Genomic DNA, 22,415 nt, shown 5'->3' on the forward strand with positions numbered 1-22,415 from the left:
TCTCCCGGGGCTTCGTGAAGCCCCGGGACGGCTTGTCTACACGCCGAGCGTTGCCGCGATCTCGGTGCGGAGTGCGGCGAGAGCGGTCGCCGCACGGTCGCGGGCTTCCGCATGGCCGCCTTCGGCGACCGGTTCGACCACTTCGAGGTACGCCTTGAGCTTCGGCTCCGTACCCGACGGGCGGATCACGACCCGGACCGTTGCGGTGCGGAACGTCAGCACGTCGTTCTCCGGCAGCAGGTCCACCACCTCGGTCACGGCGGCGCCGAGCAGAGTGGCCGGCGGGTTCTGCCGGGCGCGGCCCATCGCCCGCCCGATCTCGGCGAGGTCGTCCACCCGGACCGACAGCTGATCGGTGGCGTGCAGCCCGAACTCGGCGGCCAGCTCGTCCAGCCGGTCGGCCAGAGTGCGGCCCTCGGTCTTCAGCGCGGCGGCCAGCTCGGCGACGGTCAGCGCGGCGGTGATGCCGTCCTTGTCGCGGACCAGTGCCGGGGCGACGCAGTAACCGAGCGCCTCCTCGTAGCCGAACGCCAGGTCCTCGGCGGCCCGCACGATCCACTTGAAGCCGGTCAGCGTCTCCGCGTACGGCACACCCCGAGCCGCGCACAGGCGGCCCACCAGCGACGACGAGACGATCGTGGTCGCGTACAGGCCGGGGACACCACGACGGATCAGATGGTCGGCGAGCAGCGCGCCCAGCTCGTCACCGCGCAGCGGACGCCACCCGTCACCGGCCGGGATCGCCACGGCACAGCGGTCGGCGTCCGGGTCGTTGGCGATCGCCAGGTCCGCCCCGGTACGGGCGGCCAGCGCCAGCAGCAGGTCCATGGCGCCGGGCTCCTCCGGGTTGGGGAACGCCACGGTCGGGAACTCGGGATCGGGCTCGGCCTGCTCGGCGACGATCGCGGGGGCCGGGAAACCGGCGGCGGCGAACGCGGCGGCCGCGGTGGACGCGCCGACGCCGTGCATCGGGGTGTACGCGATGCCCAGGTCACGCGGGCCGTCCTCGGACAGGACCGCGGCGGCGCTCTGTACGTACCCCTGAAGGGTCTCCGCACCGAGGACCGTGCCCGGATCGCCGAGCGGAACCGACGCGGCGCTCCGCACCGCCCGGATGGCCGCCTCGATGCCGGCGTCGGCCGGCGGCACGATCTGCGCCCCGGATCCGGCCGGGCCGCCCAGGCTGGCGCCCAGATAGACCTTGTAGCCGTTGTCCTGCGGCGGGTTGTGACTGGCGGTGACCATCACGCCGGCGACCGCGTCCAGCGCGCGCACCGCGTAGGCCAGCACCGGCGTCGGCAGCGGGCCCGGCAGCAGCAGCGCGGCCCGGCCGGCCCCGGTGGCGACCCGTGCGGTCCGCTCGGCGAACTCGCGGGAGCCGTGCCGGGCGTCGTACCCGATGACCAGCGGACCGACGCCGCCCTGTGCGGCCAGCCAGCCGACCAGACCGGCCGCCGCGCGGGTCACGACCGCGAGGTTCATCCCGTTCGGCCCGGCGCGCAGCCGTCCGCGCAACCCGGCGGTGCCGAAGGTGAGCGGCCCGGAGAACCGGTCGCCCAGCTCCACCATCGTCCCCGGTAAGCCGTCCAGGACAGCGCGTAACTCGGCCCGGCCGGCCGGATCGGGATCGTCGGCGAGCCAGGCCTCGGCCCGGGCGATCAGGTCAACATCAACTTCTGGTGCCATCAGGGATTGATAGCACAGAGCCGTCACAGGTTGAGCTGGAACGTCTCCGTCATGACGTCGTAGTACTTCCGGTAGTCGGCGAACTTCGCATCCGTCGTGGTCAGGTAGAAGCTGTACATCTTGCCGCCGACCGTGGTCATCCGCCAGATGCCGTGGCGCATGTCGGCGCCCTCACCACATGTGTACTCGAACTCGGCGCCCGGATTGCCGGCGATCGTCACCTCTTGCGTGGCCAGCGACTCGAACGGGTCGGGGCAGGTCTTGCCCTTCTTCAACCCGGTCGGGGCGGTCGACGTGACGAACTTGATCGGCGTGACCTTGCCGGGCTCCACCAGGATCCGGACCTTGGTGCTCTTGTCCTCGGGATCGATGTACTCCACGTAGACGCCACCGGCCGCCCGGGTCCACCCGGCCGGCACCTGCACGCTGACCGCGGCGTTGCCCTTGTAGGCCTGCGTCTCGAAATCGGCGACGGCGGCGTTGCTCGGCTGCGGCCCGGCCTGCGGCGTGGTCGGCGCGGGATCGCCCGACCCGCTCATGGCGAAGACCAGCACCAGCACCAGGACCACGGCGGCGGCCGCGCCACCGGAGATCAGCTGCTTGTTGCGCGGCCACGACTTGAACGTGGTGACAGCCCTCTCGGAGGTCTCCTTGGCGGTGCCGACCACCTTGTCGATGACGGCGCGCCGTTTCGCCGCCGGGCTCATCACCACGGTGCCGGGGCGGGCGCCGCCGGGCTGCTGACCCCACGCCCCCTGCGGCGGGATGACGCTCGTCGTGTCCCCGCCGGGGCGGCCACTGTTGTTGGGCAGCTTGTGGGCCGGCATGGCGCCGGTCGGCACGCTCGCGCCCGGACCGGCCGGGACCGGCGGCTCGGGGGCACGGCGGCGGCCACCCTGGTTCTGCTGCTCCAGCTTGGCCAGGTGGTCGGTGAGCGACTCGCCGGGCGTCAGCATCGCGCGGCCGCCGATCTGACCGGACGGCTGCGGCGGGATCTGCTGGGTCTCGGCCGGCGCCGGGCTGACCGGACGCGGCGCGGGGACCACGGAGTAGGGGTCGGTCATCATGTGCGGCGGGTTCTTGCTGGCCAGCGGGCCGGCCAGCTGCTGCCGCAGGAGGGTGCGGGCGGTCTGCACATCCATCCGCTGCGCCGGGTTCTTCTCCAGCAGGCCCATCAGCACCGGGGTCAGCGAGCCGGCCCGCACCACGGGGGCGGGCGGGTCCTCGACGACCGAGTGCATGGTCTCGATCGGGTCGCCCTTGTCGAACGGCGGACGCCCCTCGATCGCGGTGTAGAGCGTCACGCCCAGCGAGAACAGGTCGCTCGGGGGGCCGAAGTCGTGGCCCATGGCCCGCTCCGGCGAGATGAAGTGCGGGGAGCCGAGCACCATGCCCGGCGTGGTCAGCTGCACGTCGGTCGGCATCCGTGCGACACCGAAGTCGGTGAGCACGCAGCGCCCGTCACCGCAGATCAGCACGTTGGCCGGCTTGACGTCGCGGTGCAGCACGCCGTGCGCGTGCGCCACCTCCAGCGCGCCCAGCAGCGCGATGCCGATCTTCGCCACCACGCGGGGGGAGATCGGCCCGTCCTCGATCACCATGTCGGCGAGGCTGCGCGCGTCCAGCAGCTCCATCACGATCCACGGCCGGCCGTTCTCGTGCACGACGTCGTAGACCTGCACCACCGCCGGGTGCTGGAGCGCTGCCGCGGCCCGGGCCTCGCGCATGGTCCGCTCATACATCGCGTCCCGGTCGCTCGGCGCGAGGCCGGGCGGCAGGATGACCTCCTTGATGGCCACGTCGCGACGCAACAGCGTGTCCGCCGCCCGCCACACCGTTCCCATGCCGCCGTGACCCACCGCGGCGCGCAGCGTGTACCGCCCGCCGATGAGCGTGCCCGGGGCGGCGCGTCCGCTGGGGGGAGCCGCGTTACCGCCGCTCCACGTCGGAGATTGAGTCACTGAGGATGCCACCGAGGGGGTATAGGGGCTGTCGACCAACCCCGCTATCTTGCCTGCCGTCACCCCCCGAATGAAAGTCACGACATCACTGTTCACGACACTTCGACCGTGTGTAGTGGCCGGGTGGCCGAGGGTGGGCGGGTGAGGGACGCAGGGTGGCAAATTCCTCACGGTCGGACGCCTTAACGAGCCTTAGGATCGGCCCTGTGAATGCAGAGTCAGGGTTTCCCATCAAGCCGGTGTACGGCCCTGCCGACGTGCCCGCGGGCGCCGGAGCCGAAGAGCCCGGTCAATATCCGTACACCCGTGGCGTCTATCCCACGATGTACACGAAACGGCCGTGGACGATGCGGCAGTACGCCGGTTTCGGGACCGCCGCCGAGTCGAACGCCCGCTATCACCAGCTGCTGGCGGCCGGGACGATGGGCCTCTCCGTCGCCTTCGACCTGCCCACCCAGATGGGTTACGACTCCGACGACCCGATCGCGCACGGCGAGGTCGGCAAGGTCGGCGTGGCGATCGACTCGATCGACGACATGCGGCTGCTCTTCAAGGACATCCCGCTGGACCAGGTGTCCACCTCGATGACGATCAACGCCCCCGGCTCGGTCCTCCTGCTGCTCTACCAGCTGGTCGCCGAGGAGCAGGGCGTTCCCGGGTCGGCTCTGCAGGGCACGATCCAGAACGACATCCTGAAGGAGTACATCGCGCGCGGGACGTACATCTTCCCGCCGAAGCCGTCGCTGCGCCTGGTCGCCGACACCTTCGCCTACTGCAAGGCCGAGATCCCGAAGTGGAACACCATCTCGATCTCCGGCTACCACATGGCCGAGGCCGGTGCCTCGCCCGCGCAGGAGATCGCGTTCACCCTGGCCAACGGCATCGAGTACGTGCGTGCCGCGATCGCCGCCGGTCTGGCCGTCGACGACTTCGCGCCCCGGCTGTCGTTCTTCTTCGTCGCCCGGACCACGCTGCTGGAGGAGATCGCCAAGTTCCGGGCGGCCCGGCGGATGTGGGCGCGGATCATGCGTGACGAGTTCGGCGCGAAGGACCCGAAGTCGCTGATGCTGCGGTTCCACACCCAGACGGCCGGTGTGCAGCTCACCGCCCAGCAGCCCGAGGTCAACCTGATCCGGGTGGCTATCCAGGCGCTCGGCGCGATCGCCGGTGGCACCCAGTCGCTGCACACCAACTCGTACGACGAGGCGATCGCCCTGCCCACCGAGAAGTCGGCCCGGCTGGCGCTGCGCACCCAGCAGGTGCTCGCCTACGAGAGCGGGCTGACCGGCACCGTCGACCCGTTCGCCGGCTCCTACGCGGTGGAGGCCCTCACCGACGCCGTCGAGGCCGAGGCGACCACGCTGATCGACCGGGTCTTCGAGTACGGCTCCGCCGTCGACGCCATCGAGCAGGGCTTCCAGAAGGGTGAGATCGAGACGTCCGCGTACCGGATCGCCACCGAGATCGACAGTGGCGAGCGTGTGGTGGTCGGGGTCAACCGGTTCGCCGCCGAGGCCGAGGAGAAGTACGAGCCGCTGCGTGTCGATCCGGCCATCGAGGTCGCCCAGGTGGCCCGTCTCGCGAGCCTTCGGGCGGAGCGGAACGACCCGGCCGTCCAGGATGCATTGAAAGATCTGGCGAAGGCCGCCGCGGGAAGTGTGAACGTCCTACCGTTGATGAAAGAGGCCTTGCGCCTCCGTGCCACGGTGGGGGAGGTGTGTCACACCCTCCGCGGGGTATGGGGCGTGCACCGCCCCGTCGAACGGTTCTGAGCTGCTCGACGTACTCGTAGTGTGTCGCGTCACCTCCGCGATCCACTACCCGTTGAGGGGTTGGCGGGCCGGGACGATCTCCCTGAGAGCCAGCCGGACCTCGGTCGGGGCGTGAGCACCTCTTTACGCGACCGTTACACAGCGTTACCACAAACGGGACTAAGCTGTCGCGCGTTGCGTAAACCGACGAATTTTCGAGAGTGATACGGAAGCCGACGTGACTACTGCTCTGGAGGCGCCGGAAGGCGCCGATACGTCGTGGCCCGGGCAACTGCCCGGCACCGACCCGCTCCCCGGCCGGCTGGACCGCTGGCTCGCATCGAGGGGCGCCGAGCTCGTAGCCATTCGACGGCACATCCACGCTCACCCCGAACCGTCACACTCCGAGTTCGAGACCGCCGCCCTGATCGCCCGTGAGCTGGCCGTCGCGGGTCTCTCCCCGCGGATGCTGCCGCGCGGCAACGGGGTGATCTGCGACATCGGTGAGGGACCGCGCACCATCGCGTTCCGGGCCGACATCGACTCGCTGCCGCTGCGGGACCTCAAGGACGTGCCCTACCGCAGCACCGTCGACGGTCAGGCGCACGCCTGCGGTCACGACGTGCACACCACCATCGTGCTCGGCCTCGGCATGGCCCTGGCCCAGCTCAATGAGCAGGGCCTGCTGCCCGGCCGGATCCGGCTGATCTTCCAGCCGGCCGAGGAGGCGATGCCGTCCGGTGCGCCCGAGGTGATCGCCGCCGGTGCGCTCAAGGACGTCGACGCGATCTACGCGCTGCACTGCTACCCGCAGCTGCCGGCCGGCCTGGTCGGTGTCCGCTCCGGCCCGTTCACCGCGGCCGCCGACGCGGTCGAGGTCAAGCTCACCGGGCCGGGCGGGCACACCGCGCGGCCGCACCTCACCGCCGATCTGGTGCACGCGCTCGGCAAGGTCATCGTCGATGTCCCGGCGCTGCTCAGCCGCCGGATGGACCCGCGTGCCGGGCTGTCCCTGGTGTGGGGGGCGGTGCACGCCGGGCAGGCGTTCAACGCGATCCCCGGCGCCGGCGACGTCCGCGGCACCGTGCGGGTGCTCAGCCGGGAGGCCTGGCGGGACGCGCCCGATCTGATCACCAAACTGATCCGTGAGGTGGTCGCGCCCACCGGCGCCGAGGTCGACATCAACTACATCCGCGGGGTGCCGCCGGTGATCAACGACCGGATGGCGTCGGCGGTCATCGCGGGCGCCGCCGGGGCCGCGCTCGGCGCCGACCGGGTGGTCGAGGCCGAGCTCAGCATGGGCGGCGAGGACTTCTCGTTCTACCTGGAGCACGTGCCGGGCGCGATGATCCGGCTCGGCACCGGCCGGCCGGGTTCAGACGTCCGTCACGACCTGCACCAGGGTGACTTCGACGTGGACGAGAGCTGCATCGGTTACGGCGTCCGCGTGATGGCCCACACCGCTCTGGCCGCTCTGTCCACCGGAGCCTTCTAGATCGAAACCGGCTGGGCGCCACCGCTGTCCGACGTGTGGTGAGACAGCGGTGGAACCAGCCGGTGACCGCCGCTACGCCCCGGCGGCCGCGTTGCGGCCTTGCGCCGGGCGGACCTCGCGGTGGTGCCACGGGACGGTCTGGCTTGCGGTCGAGAGCCTTCTGTCCCGTACGAGATCAAGGGGTCGAAGTGGGAGCCTCGGCAACCGGGGTGACCACCGGAGTGGTGTCGCGGCGCCGGTAGCGGCGGGTCAGGTGGATGATCGCCCACGCCGGGAGGCCGAGGGCGACGATCCAGGGCAGGAGTGCGCCGAGCACGGTGAGCAGCACGCCGAGCGAGGCCACCAGGGCGTTCCAGCCGTTGGAGAGACCGCCCAGGAAGCCGGCCGGGTCGTCATCGTCGTCGGTTACCGTCGCGTTCGGGCCGAGCAGGACCACCGTGATCGTGGAGAGCGACGTGAGATCGCCGAGCCGGCGCTTCTTCGCCTCCAGTGAGGCCAGGTCGGACTCCCGGGTGGCGACCTCACGCTCCAGCATCACCAGGTCGTCCAGGGACTTCGCCTCGGCGAGCAGGCGCTTGCCGCTCTCCACCCGCGCCTTCTGCACGTCGATCCGCGCGTCCAGATCGACGACCGCCTCGGTGACGTCCTCGGTGTTGATTCCCCGGTTCTCCTCGTCGCCGAGACCGGCGACCTGGTCGACCACGGCGGTGAACTTGTCGGCCGGGATGCGCAGTTTGATCGTCGCCGTGGACGAGCCGTCACCGCTGTGCCGCTCGTCGCCGCCGATGAACCCACCGGCGCCCGCGGCGATGCCGGTGATCTTGGCGGCCTCGTCGTTGACGTTCTGGACCCGGATCGTGATCGACCCGGTGTAGATGATTGATCGCTGATCTATCCGCAGGTCAGGAGCCTGCGCCGCGGTGTCCTTGCCCGCGGGCGGTGCGGCCGCTCCGGCCTCGGCCGGTGCCCGGTCGGCGGCGGCCCCGCCTTCCGCGCCACCCATCGCGGGCTGGGCCGCGCTGTTCCCACTGCTATCCGATGAATCGGCGCCACAACCCGCGAGCAGAAGGCCCGCCAGCAACGCCGCGATGATTCCCCGTTTTCTCATGGCAGCTCCGATCTGAGTCTTCACTGACCGTGGGACGTGCGGCGCGCACATCCCGGTTCCGGCAGACTGCGAGGTGAGCGGTCACGAAACAGCAGCGGAGGGGTCCCGTGCGGGTCACGAAGTTCACGCATTCCTGCCTACGCATCGAAGGCGCCGGTGTTCTCGTCGTCGATCCCGGCGAATTCTCCGAAGCGTCCGCTTTGGATGGTGCCGACGCGCTCCTCATCACCCACGAGCACTTCGACCACCTCGACGTCGCGGCGGTGACGAGGGCCGTCGCCCGGCGGCCCGATCTGCGGATCTTCGCGCACGAGGCGGTGCTGCCACTGCTCGCCGACGTCGCGGGGGCCACCACCGCGGTCACGGCCGGGCAGGAGTTCGAGGCGGCCGGCTACCGGGTGCGGGCCTTCGGCGGCAGGCACGCGATCATCCATCCGTACGTGCCGGTCTTCGCCAACCTCGGGTTCGTGATCGACGACGGTGCCGGCAACCTCTACCACCCCGGTGACTCGTTCGTGGTGCCGGAGGTCGCGGTGGAGACGCTGTTCGTGCCGCTGAACGCGCCGTGGGCGACGATCGCCGAGTCGCTGGAGTTCGTCCGGACGGTCCGGCCGGAGCGCGCGTTCGCCCTGCACGACGGGCTGGTCAACGAGCGTGGGGCGGCCGTCTACGGCGCGCACCTGGAGGGCTTCTCCGAGACGAGGTTCCGGCACGTGGCGCCGGGCAGCGTGCTGGACTGACGTGCTCGCCATCGATGTCGTGGTCCGGCGGCTCTACGAGGCACCGCCGGAGGGGTTCGTCGCCGCCCGCGCGGCCGCGATCGAGGAGGCCCGGCGAGCCGGCGAGCGCGAGGCCGCCAAGAGGCTGGCCGCTCTGAAGAAGCCGACGGTGGCGGCCTGGGTGGTCAACCTGGTGGCGCTGCGACGGCCGGAGCTGATCGAGGAACTGGTCGAGCTGTCGACGGCGCTGCGCGCCGCACAGCGGGAGTTGCGCGGTGACGAGTTGCGGGAGCTGTCGACCCAGCGGCGGCAGTTCGTCTCTTCGCTGGTCGAGGCGGCCCGCCGGCTGGCCGCCGAGGAGATCGGGGCCGGCGCCGGCAAGCTGCCGCTCGGGGACGTGGAGGCGACGTTCACGGCGGCGCTGGCCGACCCGGAGATCGCCGGGCAGGTGCGCTCGGGGCGGCTGATCCGGGCCGTCTCCTACGCCGGGTTCGGTGAGGTGCCGCGGCCGCGGTTGCGCCTGGTGACCGACACCGATGACGACACGGACGAGGACGCGCCCGTCGTGGCGGCGCCCGCACCGCCGGAACCCCCGAGACGCAGCCGGGAGGACGAGCGGCGACGGCGGGAGCTCGAACGCGAGCTCAACGCCGCCCGGGCCGACGAACGACGGGCCGACGGACGGCTGGAACGGGCCGAGGACGCCGAGCGGGAGGCCGGCCACGTGGTCGAGGACCTCGACGCCGAACTCGCCGAGCTGGAACGACGGCGCACCGAGGCGATCGCCGACGTGGCCCGGCGCAAACTGGCCCGCCGTGCCGCCGAACGTGAGGCGGCGGCCGCCCGCCGCCGGGTGGGCGATGTGCAGGCGGCCCTCGACGAGCTGGCGGCGACCTGAAACAGGGGAGCGTTCTCTTCGGACGATCGACGGAGATTTTCTTTAGACGGTCAAGGGGAGCAGAATCGGGCAGGTGACCCCCGAACAGGCTGCCGCCCACGCTCGCACGGGACTCGCCACTATCCTCCGGGCCTTCTCGGAGTCCCCGCGGACGCTCCAGGGCGCCCGGCTGCTCGGGTTGTCCGGCTGGGCGTATCACGTGTCGGCCCGGGCCGGGGCGCTCGGCGAGGTGCGGTCCGAGACGGTGGCCGCCGTGCTGGCGTTCATCGCGCCGGAGGCGGTCACCGACGGCTGGGAGGCGGCGGTCAAGGCGTCGGCCCCGAGCGAGGTCGCCACATGGCACCTGGGTGAGCTCTGCAAGTGGGGCGCCGACCAGCTCGGTGGCTTCCCCCGGCTGACCCGGCTGCTCGACCTGGCCGGCCGGATCACCGACCATGTGGACACCGCGGGGCTGCCGCTCTTCGCGGCGTGGCGGGCCATGCCGGCGCCGGACGGCGCACCCGGTGCCCGGGCCGCGGTGCTGCTGCACCTGCTGCACGAGCACCGGCTGGGTGTGCACGTCCTCGCCGTCCGGGCCAGCGGTCTCACCCCTCTGGAGGCGATCATCGCCGGGCCCGAGGGTGAGACCGGCGCGGTCGCCCTCGGCTGGCAGGGGCCCTATCCTCCGGCCGGGCCGCTGATCCGCCGCCTGATGTGGTCCGAGGCGGTGGCCGACTCACTGGCCGGGCAGGCCTACGCCGCCCTCGACCAATCCGAGCGCATCGAGTTCACCGGTCTGCTCGAGTCCCTGGGGCACCGGCTGGCCCGCTGATCCGGGGGAACACCGGCTCCGGGCGGCTCACCCGGTCTCCGGAGAGCAGCCGGTCGCGCAGCCGGGCCGCACCGGACGGTAGGAACGGGGACAGTTCGGCGGCGACCAGGCGACAGGCCGCTGTCAGGGCGCCCAGCACCGCGTCGCGCCGGTCGGCGGCGGCCGGTTCCCACGGTCGTTCCGTCTCGGCGTACCGGTTGCCCTCGTCGACCACGTCCCACAGGGCGCCGGTCGCGGCCCGGAAGTCGAAGTCGTGCAGCGCCCGGTCGATCCGGCCGGGCAGCCGGTCGCAGGCCTCGCCGAGCGGCCCGGGCGGCGCCGTCCCGGGCACCCGGCCGGCACAGTGCCGCCAGGCGAGCGTCAGGGTGCGGTTGACCAGGTTGCCGAGCCCGTTGGCGAGGTCGCCGTCGGCTCGCCGGATCAGCCGCTCGACGGTGAAGTCGGTGTCGCCGACCCGGGCCGGTTCCCGCAGCAGCCACCAGCGGAGGGCATCGGTGCCGTACCGGCCGGCCAGCGCGACCGGATCGATGGTGTTGCCGGCGCTCTTGGACAGTTTCGCCCCGTCCACCGACAGGTAGTCGTGGACCAGGATCGACGTGGGCAGCGGCAGCCCGGCCGAGAGCAGCAGGGCCGGCCAGTAGACGGCGTGGAACCGGACGATGCCCTTGCCGATCACGTGCGTACGCTCGCCCGGCCCCGCCCACCAGCACTGATAGGCCGGATCACCGTTACCGTAGCCGAGTGCGGTCACGTAGTTGGCCAGGGCGTCCCACCACACGTAGACGACCTGATCCGGGTCGCCGGGTACCGGGATGCCCCAGCCGGCGGCCCGGGACGCCGGACGCGAGACGCTGAAGTCGGTGAGACCGGCTCGGACGAACGCGAGCACCTCGTTGCGCCGGGCGGCCGGCTCGATCCGCAGCCGCCCGGATTCGAGGATCTCCAGGAGCCGGCCGGAGTAGCGGGAGAGCCGGAAGAACCAGTTCTCCTCGGCGACCCGCTCGGGGGCCACCCCGTGCTCGGGACAGAGCCCGCCGGGCAGCTCGCCGGCCGTCCAGAACTGCTCGCAGCCGGGACAGTAGAGCCCCTCGTAGGTGCGCCGGTAGAGGTCCCCGGCCGCCGCGCACTCCCGCCACAGACGCTCCACCCCGGTCGCGTGCCGGGCGTCGGCGCTGGTCCGGATGAAGTCGTCGAAGGAGAGCCCGAGCGGCTCGCGGAGCGCGGCGAACCGGGCGGCGTTGGCGTCGACGAAGGTGCGCACGTCCACACCGGCGGCCCGGGCGGCGGTGACGTTCTTCAGGGCGTTGTCGTCGGTCCCGGTCAGGAACCGCACCGGGTGCCCGCGCAGCCGGGCGTGCCGGGCCAGCACGTCGGCCTGCACCAGTTCCAGCGCGTGCCCGAGGTGCGGTGCCGCGTTGACGTAGGGGACGGCGGTCGTCACGTAGAAGGTGTTCATGATCGTCTCTTTCCGCCCGGTCCCGGACGGGGAGACGGCGAGCAGCGCCCCGACGGGACGGGGCCTGCTCGTGGGAGATGGTCAGCGCACGGCGAGGAGCCCCGGGAAGGGGCGCATCATCGACTCACGGCGCGGCTGCATGCGGTCATGGTAGGCGTACCGGCCGGACCGCGAAACTCGTTTGGCAGAGCCGTGCGCGCCGTGGTCCGATTCCCACATGACGGAACTTCCCCAGGGCTGGACCACCCGCCGGCCCACTCTCGACGACGTGCCCGCGATCCTCGAGCTGGTGCACGCCAGTGACATCGCCGCGGTGGGGGAGCCCGACTACAGCGCCGACGAGGTCCGCGAGGACCTCACCACGCCGAACACCGACATGGCCCGCGACTGCCTGCTCGCCCTCGACGACACCGGCAGGATCGTCGGCTGGTCGTTCCCCGGTAACTCCACCGGCCGGGCCCGCGACATGGCCAACGTCTACTTCTGGCCCGGCAGCGGCCTGCCCGCTCTGAAACCGCTGCTCGACCTGCTGATGGTCCGGATGACCGAGCGGGCCGCCGAGTTGGGCCACGACGTCTACGAGGTCCGGGCCGGCGCGATCCCCGGCGAGACCGAGCTGATCGAGGCGCTGACCGAGGCCGGTTTCGTCTTCCTCAAGCAGTTCGCCCGCATGCAGATGTCGCTCGACGGGGTCTCCCCGGTCGCGCCCGAGCCGCCGGCCGGCATCACCGTCCGCCCGGTCCGCCACGAGGACGAGGCCGAGATGCGGGCCTTCCACGCGGTCATCGAGGACGCCTTCGTCGACTCCGACCACCTGGCGATCCCGTTCGACGGCTGGCTCGAGCAGGTCACCAAGCCCGGTGTGCCGTTCGGCGAGTGGTTCGTCGCCGAGGCGGACGGCCGGATCGTCGGTGCCCTTCAGTCCAGCGACGGCGGTGAGGACACCGACGAGGGCTGGGTGAAGCACCTGGCGACGCTCCGGGCGTACCGCAAGCGAGGTGTCGGTGAGGCCCTGCTGCGCCGCGCGTTCGCGACCTACGCCGCGAACGGGCGGCCCAGGGCCGGTCTCGGTGTCGACCTGGCCAACCCGACCGATGCCGCGAGCCTCTACTTCAAGGTCGGCATGGACGCGCTGTACCGGGCCAACATCTACCGCACCACGGTCAAGGCGGCGAGCTAGATCTCCGGCGACGCCGTTCCGGTGGGCCGGCCGCGCAGATCGGCGACGTAGTCGTCGGGCGCGCCGGCCTTCTCGGCCGCGTTGGCGATCTCCGAGAGGTACCACGCGGTCGGCAGGCCGCCCTCGTAGCCGGCGAAGACGTAGACCCACGCCGGTACGTCACCGTCGAGCGTCGATACACGCACGGTTACCTTCTGGTACGCCCCCGCGGTCACCCCCTCGACCTCGTCGAGCTGTGACGCGTCCCACGGATGCACGTCGTAGACCGAGACGAAGACCCGGTCGCCGGGCGACTCGACGATCGTCGTCACCGCCCCCTCCCAGCCTATTTCGCCCTCACCGGCGAAGGTGAGGCGCCATCCTTCGACCCACCCCACGCCGACCATCGGCGAGTGCGGACAGTAGGCCCGCATGCGGGCGGGATCCAGGTTCGAGCCATACGCGGCGTAGTGACGCACGGCGACGACGATAGTCGTAGCGAGCGGTGGTGAGAATATGAGGAGTGCGTGTCGGCACGTCTAATGGTTTTTGGAGGTCGGTTTGTCGTGAGTCGGATCGTGATCATCGGTGGGGGACCGGGCGGATACGAGGCGGCTCTGGTCGCCGCTCAGCTCGGGGCGGACGTCACGCTCGTCGAGGCGGAGGGTCCGGGCGGCGCATGTGTGCTCACCGACTGCGTGCCGTCCAAGACCTTCATCGCGAGTTCCGAGGTGATGACCGGTTACCGCCACGAGGAGCGGTTCGGCATCCGGTCCTCCGGGCTGGCCGGGGTCAGCGTCGACGCGAAGGCGGTGAACGACCGGGTCAAGAAGCTCGCCCTCGCCCAGTCCGGTGACATCCAGACCAAGCTGATCAAGGCCGGGGTCGACGTGGTGCACGGCCGGGCCCGGCTCGGCGAGGACCGGCTCGGCCACACCCACCAGGTGCTGATCACCCCGCACGGCGGGGAGACCTACGCCGTCGAGGCGAGCACCGTGCTGCTGGCCACCGGTGCCACCCCGCGGGTCCTGCCCACGGCCCGGCCGGACGGGGAGCGGATCCTCGACTGGCGCCAGGTGTGGGACCTCGAGGAGCTGCCCAGCCATCTCGTGGTGATCGGCTCCGGCGTGACCGGTGCCGAGTTCGCCAGTGCCTACCTGGCGATGGGTGTGAAGGTGACGCTCATCTCCAGCCGCGAGCGGGTCATGCCGCACGAGGATGCCGACGCCGCCATGGCGATCGAGCGGGTCTTCCGTGAGCGGGGCATGACCATTCTCAGCCAGTCCCGCGGCGACGCCGTGGAGAACACCGGCGACGGCGTGCGGGTGACGCTGTCCGACGGGCGGATCGTCGAGGGCTCGCACTGTCTGATGGCGGTCGGTGCCATCCCCAACACGTCCGAGCTGGGCCTGCGGGAGTACGGGGTGGACATCGCCGACGGCGGCTACGTGACGGTGGACCGGGTGTCGCGTACCAACGTCCCCGGGATCTATGCGGCCGGCGACTGCACCGGCGTCCTGCCGCTCGCCAGCGTCGCGGCCATGCAGGGCCGGATCGCGATCTGGCACGCGATGGGCGAGGCCGTCGCCCCGCTGCGGCTGCGGACCGTGTCGGCGAACGTGTTCACCGACCCGGAGCTGGCCACCGTCGGTGTGTCGCAGAACGAGGTGGACTCCGGCCGCTTCCCGGCGCGCCAGGTGATGCTGCCGCTGACCGGCAACGCGCGGGCCAAGATGTCCGGGCTGCAGGACGGTTTCGTCAAGCTGTTCTGCCGGCCGGCGACCGGGCAGATCGTCGGTGGTGTCGTGGTGTCACCGAAGGCCAGTGAGCTGATCCTGCCGATCACCATGGCCATCGAGAACAATCTGACCGTCGATCAGCTCGCGCACACCATCACGATCTACCCCTCGCTCTCCGGGTCGATCGCGGAGGCGGCGCGTCAGCTCATGCTGCACGAGATTCAGTAGCGGTCCGCCCGTCCTTCTGACCGCCGAAGAGGGCCAGTGCCCAACCGGCTGTGCCGAACACCACAGCGGCGACGGCGGCCAGGGCGAACAGCCGCCAGGCGGACTGGGTGATCGCGGTGCCCCCGAGGTGCCCGACCAGTCCGCCGTAGGCGGCCCAGGTCAGCGCGGCCGCGCCGTCATATCCGACGAAACTGCGGATCGGGTAGCCGGTGCGGCCCGCGTTGTAGCCGGAGGCCATCCGCCCGCCTGGCACGAACCGGCACAGGAGCACCACGAGCGGGCCCGGCCGGCGCAGCCCGCGGGTGAACCGCTCGGCCGCCCGCCTGGTCCGGGACTCGGTGACCTCGTTGCGGGGCGTGAACCGGGTGACCAGTGCGCCCAGCCGGGAGCCGGTCGAGCGGCCCAGCACGAACGCGATGCTGTCGCCGGTGAACATCCCGGCCGCGCCGACCGCGATCACCAGGGCGAGCTCGAGATTGCCGTACACCGTCAGGGCCCCTGAGGTGATCATGATGGCCTGGATCGGCACCACCGGGACCAGAGCGTCGACCGCCAGGAACGCGAACAGGGCGAGATAGGCCCACGCCGGTGTCGCCAACAGGGGCAGCAGGTCGGTCATCGATGCGGTCACCTCACGGCATAGGGACTCCCGGCATTCTGCGCGAGACGTGCTGAGAGAGTGCTGTGTTCACAGCATGCGCTCGGCCCTTAACTTTCTGCGGTGATGCGGGACACGCTACGGGCAGGCAATCGGGGACGTGCCCGGTTCACGCCGGTCGCCGGGGAGCGGCGTACGGTTGACGTGCCCGCGTCGCAGCGTCGGCGCGCAGCCGCGGGCCGTCGGTAGGTCCCGTATCGGCGGCCCGCCCCTGATCACCACGGGGGCGGCCGGCGCAGGAGACGAACTTGTGACGGCCGAAACGCCCGCGCAACGAACCGCCCCTAGATTCCAGCCATGGCGGATCTTTTCGAGGAGTACCGCCTCGGCCCCGGCTGGGACGAGATGTTCGCCGAGCTGGGCGTGCCCCGGGAGAGCTACGAGGCGCTGCACGCGACACTGCAGCCACTGTCGAGCGCGGAACTGGGCGTGCGCGCCGAGGTACTGGCCCGGGCCTTCCTGGACCAGGGCATCACCTTCGCGCTCAAGGGCGTGGAACGGCCGTTTCCCCTGGACATCGTGCCGAGGATCATCGCGGCGCAGGAGTGGCGCTCGGTCGAGCTGGGTGTGGCTCAGCGGATCCGGGCCCTGGAGGCGTTCCTGGCCGACGTCTACGGCACCGGCCAGGTCCTCGCCGACGGCGTGGTGCCGCGGCGCATCATCGCGACCTCGGCCCACTTCCTGCGCGCGGCGGCCGGCATCAACCCACCCAACGGGGTCCGCGTCCACGTCGCCGGCGTCGACCTGATCCGTGACGAGCAGGGCACCTTCCGGGTGCTCGAGGACAACGTGCGGATCCCGTCCGGGGTCAGCTACGTGATGGAGAACCGCCGGGCCATGGCCCAGGTGCTGCCCGAGGTGTTCGCCGCCAGCCGGATCCTGCCCGTCGAGTCGTACCCGGCGATGCTGCTGCGGGCCCTGCGTGCCGCCGCGCCGGCCGGTGTCAACGACCCGACCGTCGTGGTGCTCAGCCCCGGCGTTTTCAACTCCGCCTACTTCGAGCACTCGCTGATCGCCCGGGAGATGGGCGTCGAACTCGTCGAGGGCCGCGACCTGATCTGCGTCGGCAACGGGGTGGCCATGCGCACCACCGCCGGCGAGCAGCGGGTCGACGTCATCTACCGGCGCATCGACGACGACTTCCTCGACCCCGTGCACTTCCGGGCCGACTCGGTGATCGGGGTCGCCGGCCTGCTCAACGCGGCCCGCGCCGGCCGGGTCACGATCGCCAACGCGGTCGGCAACGGCGTCGCCGACGACAAACTCCTCTACACGTACGTGCCGGAGCTGATCCGGTACTACCTGAACGAGGAACCGCTGATCCCCAACGTCGACACGTACCGCCTCGACGAGCCGGGAGTCATGGAACACGTCCTCGACCACATCGGCGAGCTCGTCCTGAAACCCGTCGACGGGGCCGGCGGTGCGGGCATCGTCATCGGATCCCAGGCGATGAACCACGAGCTCGACGCGGTACGCGAGAAGATGCTCGCCAACCCGCGCGGCTGGATCGCCCAGCGCGAGGTGAAGCTGTCCATGGTCCCGACACTGGTCGGTGACCGGCTCCGCGGCCGGCACGTCGATCTGCGGCCGTTCGCGGTGAACGACGGCGAGAAGATCTGGGTGCTGCCCGGTGGCCTCACCCGGGTCGCGCTGCCCGAGGGCGCGCTCGTCGTCAACTCCAGTCAGGGCGGCGGCTCCAAGGACACCTGGGTGCTGGCCTCGCCCGACGACACCATCCCGTTCGAGGTGCCGCACCTGCCCGCCGACCCGGCGCCGCTCGCCGCGGCCGGCCGGCCGGACCCGGGTCCCGGTGGCGCCGACATGGCCGAGCAACAGCAGCAATAAGGGGGTACGGGCATGCTGAGCCGGATCGCGGAGTCCCTCTACTGGATCGGGCGGTACGTCGAGCGGGCCGAGGACACCTCGCGCATCCTCGACGTCCACCTCCAGCGGATCCTCGCCGACCCGTGGACCAACGAGGAGACCGCTGTCCGGTCGCTGCTCGGGGTCATGGGGATGGCGGTGCACGAGGGGCCGTACACCTCGGGCCGGGTCGTTGATCTTCTCGGCCTGGACCAACGGAACCCCAGCTCGGTGGTGGGCGCCCTGGCCGCCGCCCGGGAGAACGCCCGCGGCTGCCGGGAGATCATCTCCTCGGAGATGTGGGAGTGCCTCAACGCGACCTTCCACGGGCTGCCCAGCGTCCGCCGGACCGTCGAGCAGCAGGGCGTGCACGCGTTCTTCCGCTGGGTGCGCGACCGGTGCGCGGTCATGGCCGGCCTCACCGACGCCACCATGAGCCGCGACGAGGGCTGGAAGTTCCTGGTCCTCGGCCGCAACGTGGAACGCGTCGACATGACGGCACGGCTGCTGCGCACCCACGAGCGCGCCGGCGGCAGCATCCCCAGCTGGCTGACGCTGTTGCGGTCCAGCGGGGCCTGGGAGACCTTCCTGCGTACCTACCGCGGGGCGCTCGACGACCGGCACGCGGCCGAGTTCCTCCTGCTGGACCGGCTGTTCCCGCGGTCGGTCTTCGCGGCCCTGTCGGCGGCCGAGAGCTGCCTCGCCGACCTCGAACCCGACCCGGGCCGGGCCGGCGTGGCCACCGACGCGCAGCGCATCGTCGGCCGCGCCCGGACCGGACTCGAATTCCGCGGCGCCGACGAGCTGATCAACGACCTGGGGCCGGTGCTGGCCAGCCTGGAACGCACCTGTTCCCAGGTCAACGAGGCGGTCTCACGCCGCTACTTCCGGCAGACGTCGGCCGTTCTCTGGACCAGTGGAGCCGTGGCATGAGTTCACCCACCGTCGACAGCTGGCGGCTCAAGATCAAACACAAGAGCGGTTTCGCGTACGCCGGACCGGTCTCGTCGTCCTACAACGAGGCCCGGATGTGGCCCCGCAACGAGGCCCGGCAGGCCGTCCTCGACGCGAAGGTCGAGGTGTGGCCGCCCGCACGCACCTACAAGTACGAGGACTACTGGGGTTCGATCGTCACCGCATTCGACGTGCACGCCGCCCACGAGTCCCTGACCGTCACCGCCTCGTCCACGGTGGAGACCCTGCCTCCCGGCGACCGGATCCCGGCCGGCGCCAGCGCGTCCTGGGACGACGTGGCCCGGCACGCCGACCGGTGGTACGAGCTGATCCTGCCGACCCGGCGCACCGGCCTCGACGACGAACTCGACGCCGTCGTCGCCGACCTGCGCGGACGCCACGGCAGCCCGCAGGAGGCGGCGATGGCCGTCTGCGAGTTCGTGCGGTCCGAGGTCGCCTACGTGCCCGGATCCACCGGCGTGCAGAGCGACGCCCTGCACGCCTGGGCCCAGCGCTCCGGCGTCTGCCAGGACATCAGCCACCTGACCGTCGGGATGCTCCGGAAGATGGGGCTGCCCGCCCGGTACGTCTCCGGCTACCTCCACCCGAAACCGGCAGCGGCCATCGGGGAGAGCGTCGTCGGGCAGAGCCACGCCTGGGTGGAGTGGTGGGCCGGGCGGTGGACCTCCTACGACCCGACGAACGGGGTACCCGTCGGCGAACGGCACGTCGTCGTCGGCCGGGGCCGCGAATACGACGACGTGCCGCCGCTCAAAGGCATCTACTCCGGGCCGCAGAGCACCGGGCAGGGCATCGAGGTGACGATCACCCGGCTGCGGTAGCCGGTCTCACCGGTAGCTAGTTGATCTCGCAGATCGCGGTGCCGGCCGTCACCGTGGTGCCCGCCTCGACGGACAGGCCCGCTACGGTGCCCGCCTTCGGGGCCTGCAACGGCTGCTCCATCTTCATCGCCTCGATCACCACGATCGTGTCACCCTCGGCGACCTCGTCACCGTTCTGCACGGCGACTTTCACGATCGTGCCCTGCATCGGGGCGGTCAGGGCGCCCGTGGCCACCTTCGCCTGCGCTTTACCCTGGGCGCGAGCCGGTGTCCTTCTGGGTGTGGCAGCGGTAGCCGTACCGCCGCTGAGGTTTTTGGGAAGACGGACCTCGATGCGCCGCCCGCCGACCTCGACCACGACGGTCTCGCGTTCGTCCTTCTCGCCGTCCGGCGCCGGCGGCGCCGCGAACGGCGGGACCTCGTTGACCCACTCCGTCTCGATCCAGCGGGTGTGCACGGTGAACGGCTCGCCGGTGAACGCCTCGTCGCGGATCACCGCCCGGTGGAACGGCAGAACCGTGGCGATACCCTCGATCACCGTCTCGTCCAGCACACGCCGCGACCGCTCCAGCGCCTCCGCCCGCGTCGCCCCGGTCACGATGATCTTCGCCAGCATCGAGTCGAAGTTGCCGCCGATCACATCCTTCTCGACGACACCCGAGTCGACGCGCACACCCGGCCCGGATGGCCAGACGAGCCGCTCGACGGTGCCAGGTGCCGGCAGGAAGCCACGCCCCGCGTCCTCCCCGTTGATCCGGAACTCGATCGCGTGACCACGCGGCTCCGGATCCTCGGTGAACCGCAGCGCCTCGCCCGCCGCGATCCGGAACTGCTCCCGCACCAGATCGATGCCGGCCGTCTCCTCGCTCACCGGGTGCTCGACCTGCAGACGTGTGTTGACCTCCAGGAACGAGATCGTCCCGTCCTGGCCGACCAGATACTCCACCGTGCCCGCGCCGTGATAGCCGGCCTCGCGGCAGATCGACTTCGCGCTCTCGTGGATCTTCCGGCGCTGCTCGCCGGAGAGGAACGGCGCCGGAGCCTCCTCCACCAGCTTCTGATGGCGGCGCTGCAACGAGCAGTCACGGGTGCCGACCACCACCACCGTGCCGTGCGTGTCGGCCAGAACCTGCGCCTCCACATGCCGCGGCCGGTCCAGGTAGCGCTCCACGAAACACTCGCCACGCCCGAACGCGGCCACCGCCTCCCGCGTCGCGCTCTCGAACAGCGCCGGGATCTCCTCGATCGTCCGCGCCACCTTCAGCCCGCGGCCACCACCGCCGAACGCCGCCTTGATCGCCACCGGCAGGCCGTGCTCCTCGGCGAACGCCACGATCTCCGACGCGTCCACGACCGGATCAGGGGTGCCCGGAACCAGCGGCGCGCCGGCCCGCTGCGCGATGTGCCGCGCGGTGACCTTGTCACCCAGATCGCGGATCGCCTGCGGCGTCGGCCCGATCCAGGTCAGATCCGCATCGAGTACGGCCTGCGCGAACTCAGCGTTCTCCGACAGGAAGCCGTAGCCCGGATGCACGGCGTCGGCACCGCTTCGCTTCGCCACGTCGAGCAGCTTGTCGATGCGGAGATAGGTCTCGGCGGCGGTCTCACCGTCCAGCGCGAAGGCCTCGTCGGCCAGGCGCGCGTGTGGCGCGTCCCGGTCGCTGTCGGCGTAGACGGCGACGCTCGTGAGGCCGGCGTCCTTGCAGGCCCGGATGACCCGGAGGGCGATCTCGCCACGATTGGCGATCAGAATCTTCCGCACGGCTATGAGCCTAACGGTTACTCAGGTCGTTCCGGACCGATGAATACTCCCGAATCCGGATCTCCGCCCCTCAGCCGCCAAGTTAATCCCGGTTCGCCGATTTTGGCCGCCCAGCGCGGTGCATGATCTCACTCGGCACCGCTGTGTGCCGCACCTTCGCCCCGCCGATCAGGCTAGTCGCCGACCGAACCGTTCCTCCGGCCCCATCGTCCGAACCGTGATTCCCAACACCCGTCACTGCCCCCCGGGCTACCTATGGCGGCTGGCTTACCGTGCTTGGTTGATTGGGTGGCGGTCTTGGCCATCGTGCCTGGTTGGTGGCTCGGTTACCGCACTCCGGCTGTTCGGGCGGGGGTCGGTCGCCGTGTCCGGTTGTTACCTGGGTGGTCAGCGCGCCCGAACGCCGGGTGGCCGGTCGCCGAGCCCGCGTCGGCCTCCGCGTCCGGCCGTGTGGGCGCGGTGGGACAGCCCAGAGTGCGATCTGGGTGCGCTCGCTGCCCTCATGGCGGCGGCGAGGCCACCCGGATCCTGTTGTGGGTGCTGTAGCCGCCCGAGGAGGCGGAGTCAGCGCCGCCAGAGGGAGGTGATCGGAACGCTCATGTCAGCTAGAAGACGACGCAGCAACGGCAGCGACAGCCCGATCACGTTGCCCGGGTCACCCTCGATCCGTTCGACGAATGCCCCACCGCGCCCGTCCAGCGTAAACGCCCCCGCCACCTGAAGCGGTTCGCCAGACGTCACATAGGCCTCGATCTCAGCATCGGTGACATCAGCGAAATGCACGGTGGTGGTGCCGACGGCCTCGGCCTGAAGCCCACTGACCAGCCCGGTCAGATGATGCCCCGTGTGCAGCACCCCCGACTTGCCGCGCATCGCCATCCACCGCTTGACCGCTTCGTCAGCGTTGGCAGGCTTCCCGAACACCTCACCCTCGAACGCCAGCACCGAATCACACCCGAGCACCAGAGCGGCCGGATCCGCCGGAAGATTGGCGGCCACCGTCCGTGCCTTCATCCGGGCAAGGGCAAGACTGGTCGTGTAGGCGTCATCAGCCTCCACGACACTCTCGTCCACGCCACTGACGATCACCTCAGCATCGATCCCGGCCCCGGTGAGCAGAGCCCGCCGCGCAGGGCTGGCCGAGGCGAGAATCAGGCGATAAGCGATGTCGGTCTGCACGACAAACGAGCCTACAAGCCCCAGCGATGTAAAACCGCGAGCAACCGGCGTGTTTCAGCCACGTTCTCCACCGAACCCCTGCTCCGAGGCTCATCGCCTCTAAGTAGGCATTCCCGCCGTGGCCTCCACACTTCCGCCGCTGT

Annotated in this window: 18 protein-coding genes; 10 read left to right on the top strand and 8 right to left on the bottom strand. The window is 71.0% G+C overall.

The window, feature by feature from the left end:
- Positions 1-36: 36 nt before the first annotated feature.
- Positions 37-1,686, bottom strand: coding sequence for a phospho-sugar mutase (locus ACFO0C_RS21160; RefSeq protein WP_378068361.1), 1,650 nt, complete (start codon positions 1,684-1,686; stop codon positions 37-39).
- 23 nt (positions 1,687-1,709) lie between these two features.
- Complete coding sequence (locus ACFO0C_RS21165; RefSeq protein WP_378068362.1) at positions 1,710-3,647, bottom strand: serine/threonine-protein kinase; 1,938 nt, start codon at positions 3,645-3,647, stop codon at positions 1,710-1,712.
- Positions 3,648-3,853: 206 nt separating this feature from the next.
- On the opposite strand from ACFO0C_RS21165, the gene ACFO0C_RS21170 reads away from it, so the two are divergent.
- Positions 3,854-5,419, top strand: a complete 1,566-nt coding sequence (locus tag ACFO0C_RS21170; RefSeq protein WP_378068363.1) for an acyl-CoA mutase large subunit family protein — start codon at positions 3,854-3,856, stop codon at positions 5,417-5,419.
- 217 nt (positions 5,420-5,636) lie between these two features.
- Positions 5,637-6,893, top strand: coding sequence for an amidohydrolase (locus ACFO0C_RS21175; protein ID WP_378068364.1), 1,257 nt, complete (start codon positions 5,637-5,639; stop codon positions 6,891-6,893).
- A gap of 175 nt (positions 6,894-7,068) precedes the next feature.
- On the opposite strand, the gene ACFO0C_RS21180 is transcribed toward ACFO0C_RS21175, so the two are convergent.
- Positions 7,069-8,001, bottom strand: coding sequence for a DUF4349 domain-containing protein (locus ACFO0C_RS21180; RefSeq protein ID WP_378068365.1), 933 nt, complete (start codon positions 7,999-8,001; stop codon positions 7,069-7,071).
- Positions 8,002-8,108: 107 nt separating this feature from the next.
- Between ACFO0C_RS21180 and ACFO0C_RS21185 the strand changes: the two genes are divergently transcribed.
- The 3 genes from ACFO0C_RS21185 to ACFO0C_RS21195 all read left to right on the top strand — a co-directional run bounded on the left by ACFO0C_RS21185 (position 8,109) and on the right by ACFO0C_RS21195 (position 10,429).
- A complete protein-coding gene (locus ACFO0C_RS21185; protein WP_378068366.1) occupies positions 8,109-8,741 on the top strand; it encodes an MBL fold metallo-hydrolase in 633 nt (210 codons plus the stop codon).
- Between the two features lies 1 nt (position 8,742).
- Positions 8,743-9,618 (top strand): hypothetical protein, encoded by an 876-nt coding sequence (locus ACFO0C_RS21190; RefSeq protein WP_378068367.1) that lies wholly within the window; start codon positions 8,743-8,745, stop codon positions 9,616-9,618.
- A 73-nt stretch (positions 9,619-9,691) separates the two neighbouring features.
- On the top strand, positions 9,692-10,429 hold the full coding sequence (locus tag ACFO0C_RS21195) for an SCO6745 family protein (protein ID WP_378068368.1): 738 nt from the start codon (positions 9,692-9,694) through the stop codon (positions 10,427-10,429).
- On the opposite strand, the gene ACFO0C_RS21200 is transcribed toward ACFO0C_RS21195, so the two are convergent.
- On the bottom strand, positions 10,386-11,885 hold the full coding sequence (locus tag ACFO0C_RS21200; RefSeq protein WP_378068369.1) for a methionine--tRNA ligase: 1,500 nt from the start codon (positions 11,883-11,885) through the stop codon (positions 10,386-10,388). The two genes, ACFO0C_RS21195 and ACFO0C_RS21200, sit on opposite strands and share 44 nt — an antisense overlap.
- 217 nt (positions 11,886-12,102) lie before the next feature.
- On the opposite strand from ACFO0C_RS21200, the gene ACFO0C_RS21205 reads away from it, so the two are divergent.
- Positions 12,103-13,065, top strand: a complete 963-nt coding sequence (locus tag ACFO0C_RS21205; protein WP_378068370.1) for a GNAT family N-acetyltransferase — start codon at positions 12,103-12,105, stop codon at positions 13,063-13,065.
- Here ACFO0C_RS21205 and ACFO0C_RS21210 read toward each other — a convergent pair.
- On the bottom strand, positions 13,062-13,523 hold the full coding sequence (locus ACFO0C_RS21210; protein ID WP_378068371.1) for a gamma-glutamylcyclotransferase: 462 nt from the start codon (positions 13,521-13,523) through the stop codon (positions 13,062-13,064). The genes ACFO0C_RS21205 and ACFO0C_RS21210 overlap by 4 nt on opposite strands.
- Before the next feature lie 87 nt (positions 13,524-13,610).
- Between ACFO0C_RS21210 and ACFO0C_RS21215 the strand changes: the two genes are divergently transcribed.
- Complete coding sequence (locus tag ACFO0C_RS21215; protein ID WP_378068372.1) at positions 13,611-15,011, top strand: NAD(P)H-quinone dehydrogenase; 1,401 nt, start codon at positions 13,611-13,613, stop codon at positions 15,009-15,011.
- On the opposite strand, the gene ACFO0C_RS21220 is transcribed toward ACFO0C_RS21215, so the two are convergent.
- Positions 14,989-15,630, bottom strand: coding sequence for a DedA family protein (locus ACFO0C_RS21220; RefSeq protein ID WP_378068373.1), 642 nt, complete (start codon positions 15,628-15,630; stop codon positions 14,989-14,991). The two genes, ACFO0C_RS21215 and ACFO0C_RS21220, sit on opposite strands and share 23 nt — an antisense overlap.
- 336 nt (positions 15,631-15,966) lie before the next feature.
- Between ACFO0C_RS21220 and ACFO0C_RS21225 the strand changes: the two genes are divergently transcribed.
- From ACFO0C_RS21225 to ACFO0C_RS21235, 3 genes are read left to right on the top strand one after another with little or no spacing between them, the layout of a single operon-like run.
- Positions 15,967-17,517: a circularly permuted type 2 ATP-grasp protein gene (locus tag ACFO0C_RS21225; RefSeq protein WP_378068374.1), complete on the top strand. Its 1,551-nt coding sequence runs from the start codon at positions 15,967-15,969 to the stop codon at positions 17,515-17,517.
- Positions 17,518-17,529: 12 nt separating this feature from the next.
- Positions 17,530-18,468: an alpha-E domain-containing protein gene (locus ACFO0C_RS21230; protein ID WP_378068375.1), complete on the top strand. Its 939-nt coding sequence runs from the start codon at positions 17,530-17,532 to the stop codon at positions 18,466-18,468.
- Complete coding sequence (locus ACFO0C_RS21235; protein WP_378068376.1) at positions 18,465-19,331, top strand: transglutaminase family protein; 867 nt, start codon at positions 18,465-18,467, stop codon at positions 19,329-19,331. Before ACFO0C_RS21230 ends, ACFO0C_RS21235 begins: the two co-directional genes overlap by 4 nt.
- A 16-nt stretch (positions 19,332-19,347) precedes the next feature.
- Here the strand turns inward: ACFO0C_RS21235 and ACFO0C_RS21240 are convergent, their stop codons facing one another.
- Both ACFO0C_RS21240 and ACFO0C_RS21245 read right to left on the bottom strand, forming a co-directional pair.
- Positions 19,348-21,093 (bottom strand): acetyl/propionyl/methylcrotonyl-CoA carboxylase subunit alpha, encoded by a 1,746-nt coding sequence (locus tag ACFO0C_RS21240; protein ID WP_378068377.1) that lies wholly within the window; start codon positions 21,091-21,093, stop codon positions 19,348-19,350.
- Between the two features lie 564 nt (positions 21,094-21,657).
- Positions 21,658-22,272, bottom strand: a complete 615-nt coding sequence (locus ACFO0C_RS21245) for a Maf family protein (RefSeq protein ID WP_378068378.1) — start codon at positions 22,270-22,272, stop codon at positions 21,658-21,660.
- Positions 22,273-22,415 lie beyond the last annotated feature (143 nt).

The organism is Actinoplanes subglobosus (assembly GCF_042650585.1).
Lineage (GTDB): Bacteria > Actinomycetota > Actinomycetes > Mycobacteriales > Micromonosporaceae > Actinoplanes > Actinoplanes subglobosus.

Excerpts from the sequence above, each read along its gene's own strand:
- ACFO0C_RS21160 (WP_378068361.1), bottom strand. The coding sequence starts at position 1,686 with ATGGCACCAGAAGTTGATGTTGACCTGATCGCCCGGGCCGAGGCCTGG.
- ACFO0C_RS21180 (WP_378068365.1), bottom strand. The coding sequence starts at position 8,001 with ATGAGAAAACGGGGAATCATCGCGGCGTTGCTGGCGGGCCTTCTGCTC.
- ACFO0C_RS21200 (WP_378068369.1), bottom strand. The coding sequence starts at position 11,885 with ATGAACACCTTCTACGTGACGACCGCCGTCCCCTACGTCAACGCGGCA.
- ACFO0C_RS21205 (WP_378068370.1), top strand. The coding sequence starts at position 12,103 with ATGACGGAACTTCCCCAGGGCTGGACCACCCGCCGGCCCACTCTCGAC.
- ACFO0C_RS21220 (WP_378068373.1), bottom strand. The coding sequence starts at position 15,630 with ATGACCGACCTGCTGCCCCTGTTGGCGACACCGGCGTGGGCCTATCTC.
- ACFO0C_RS21225 (WP_378068374.1), top strand. The coding sequence starts at position 15,967 with ATGGCGGATCTTTTCGAGGAGTACCGCCTCGGCCCCGGCTGGGACGAG.
- ACFO0C_RS21230 (WP_378068375.1), top strand. The coding sequence starts at position 17,530 with ATGCTGAGCCGGATCGCGGAGTCCCTCTACTGGATCGGGCGGTACGTC.
- ACFO0C_RS21235 (WP_378068376.1), top strand. The coding sequence starts at position 18,465 with ATGAGTTCACCCACCGTCGACAGCTGGCGGCTCAAGATCAAACACAAG.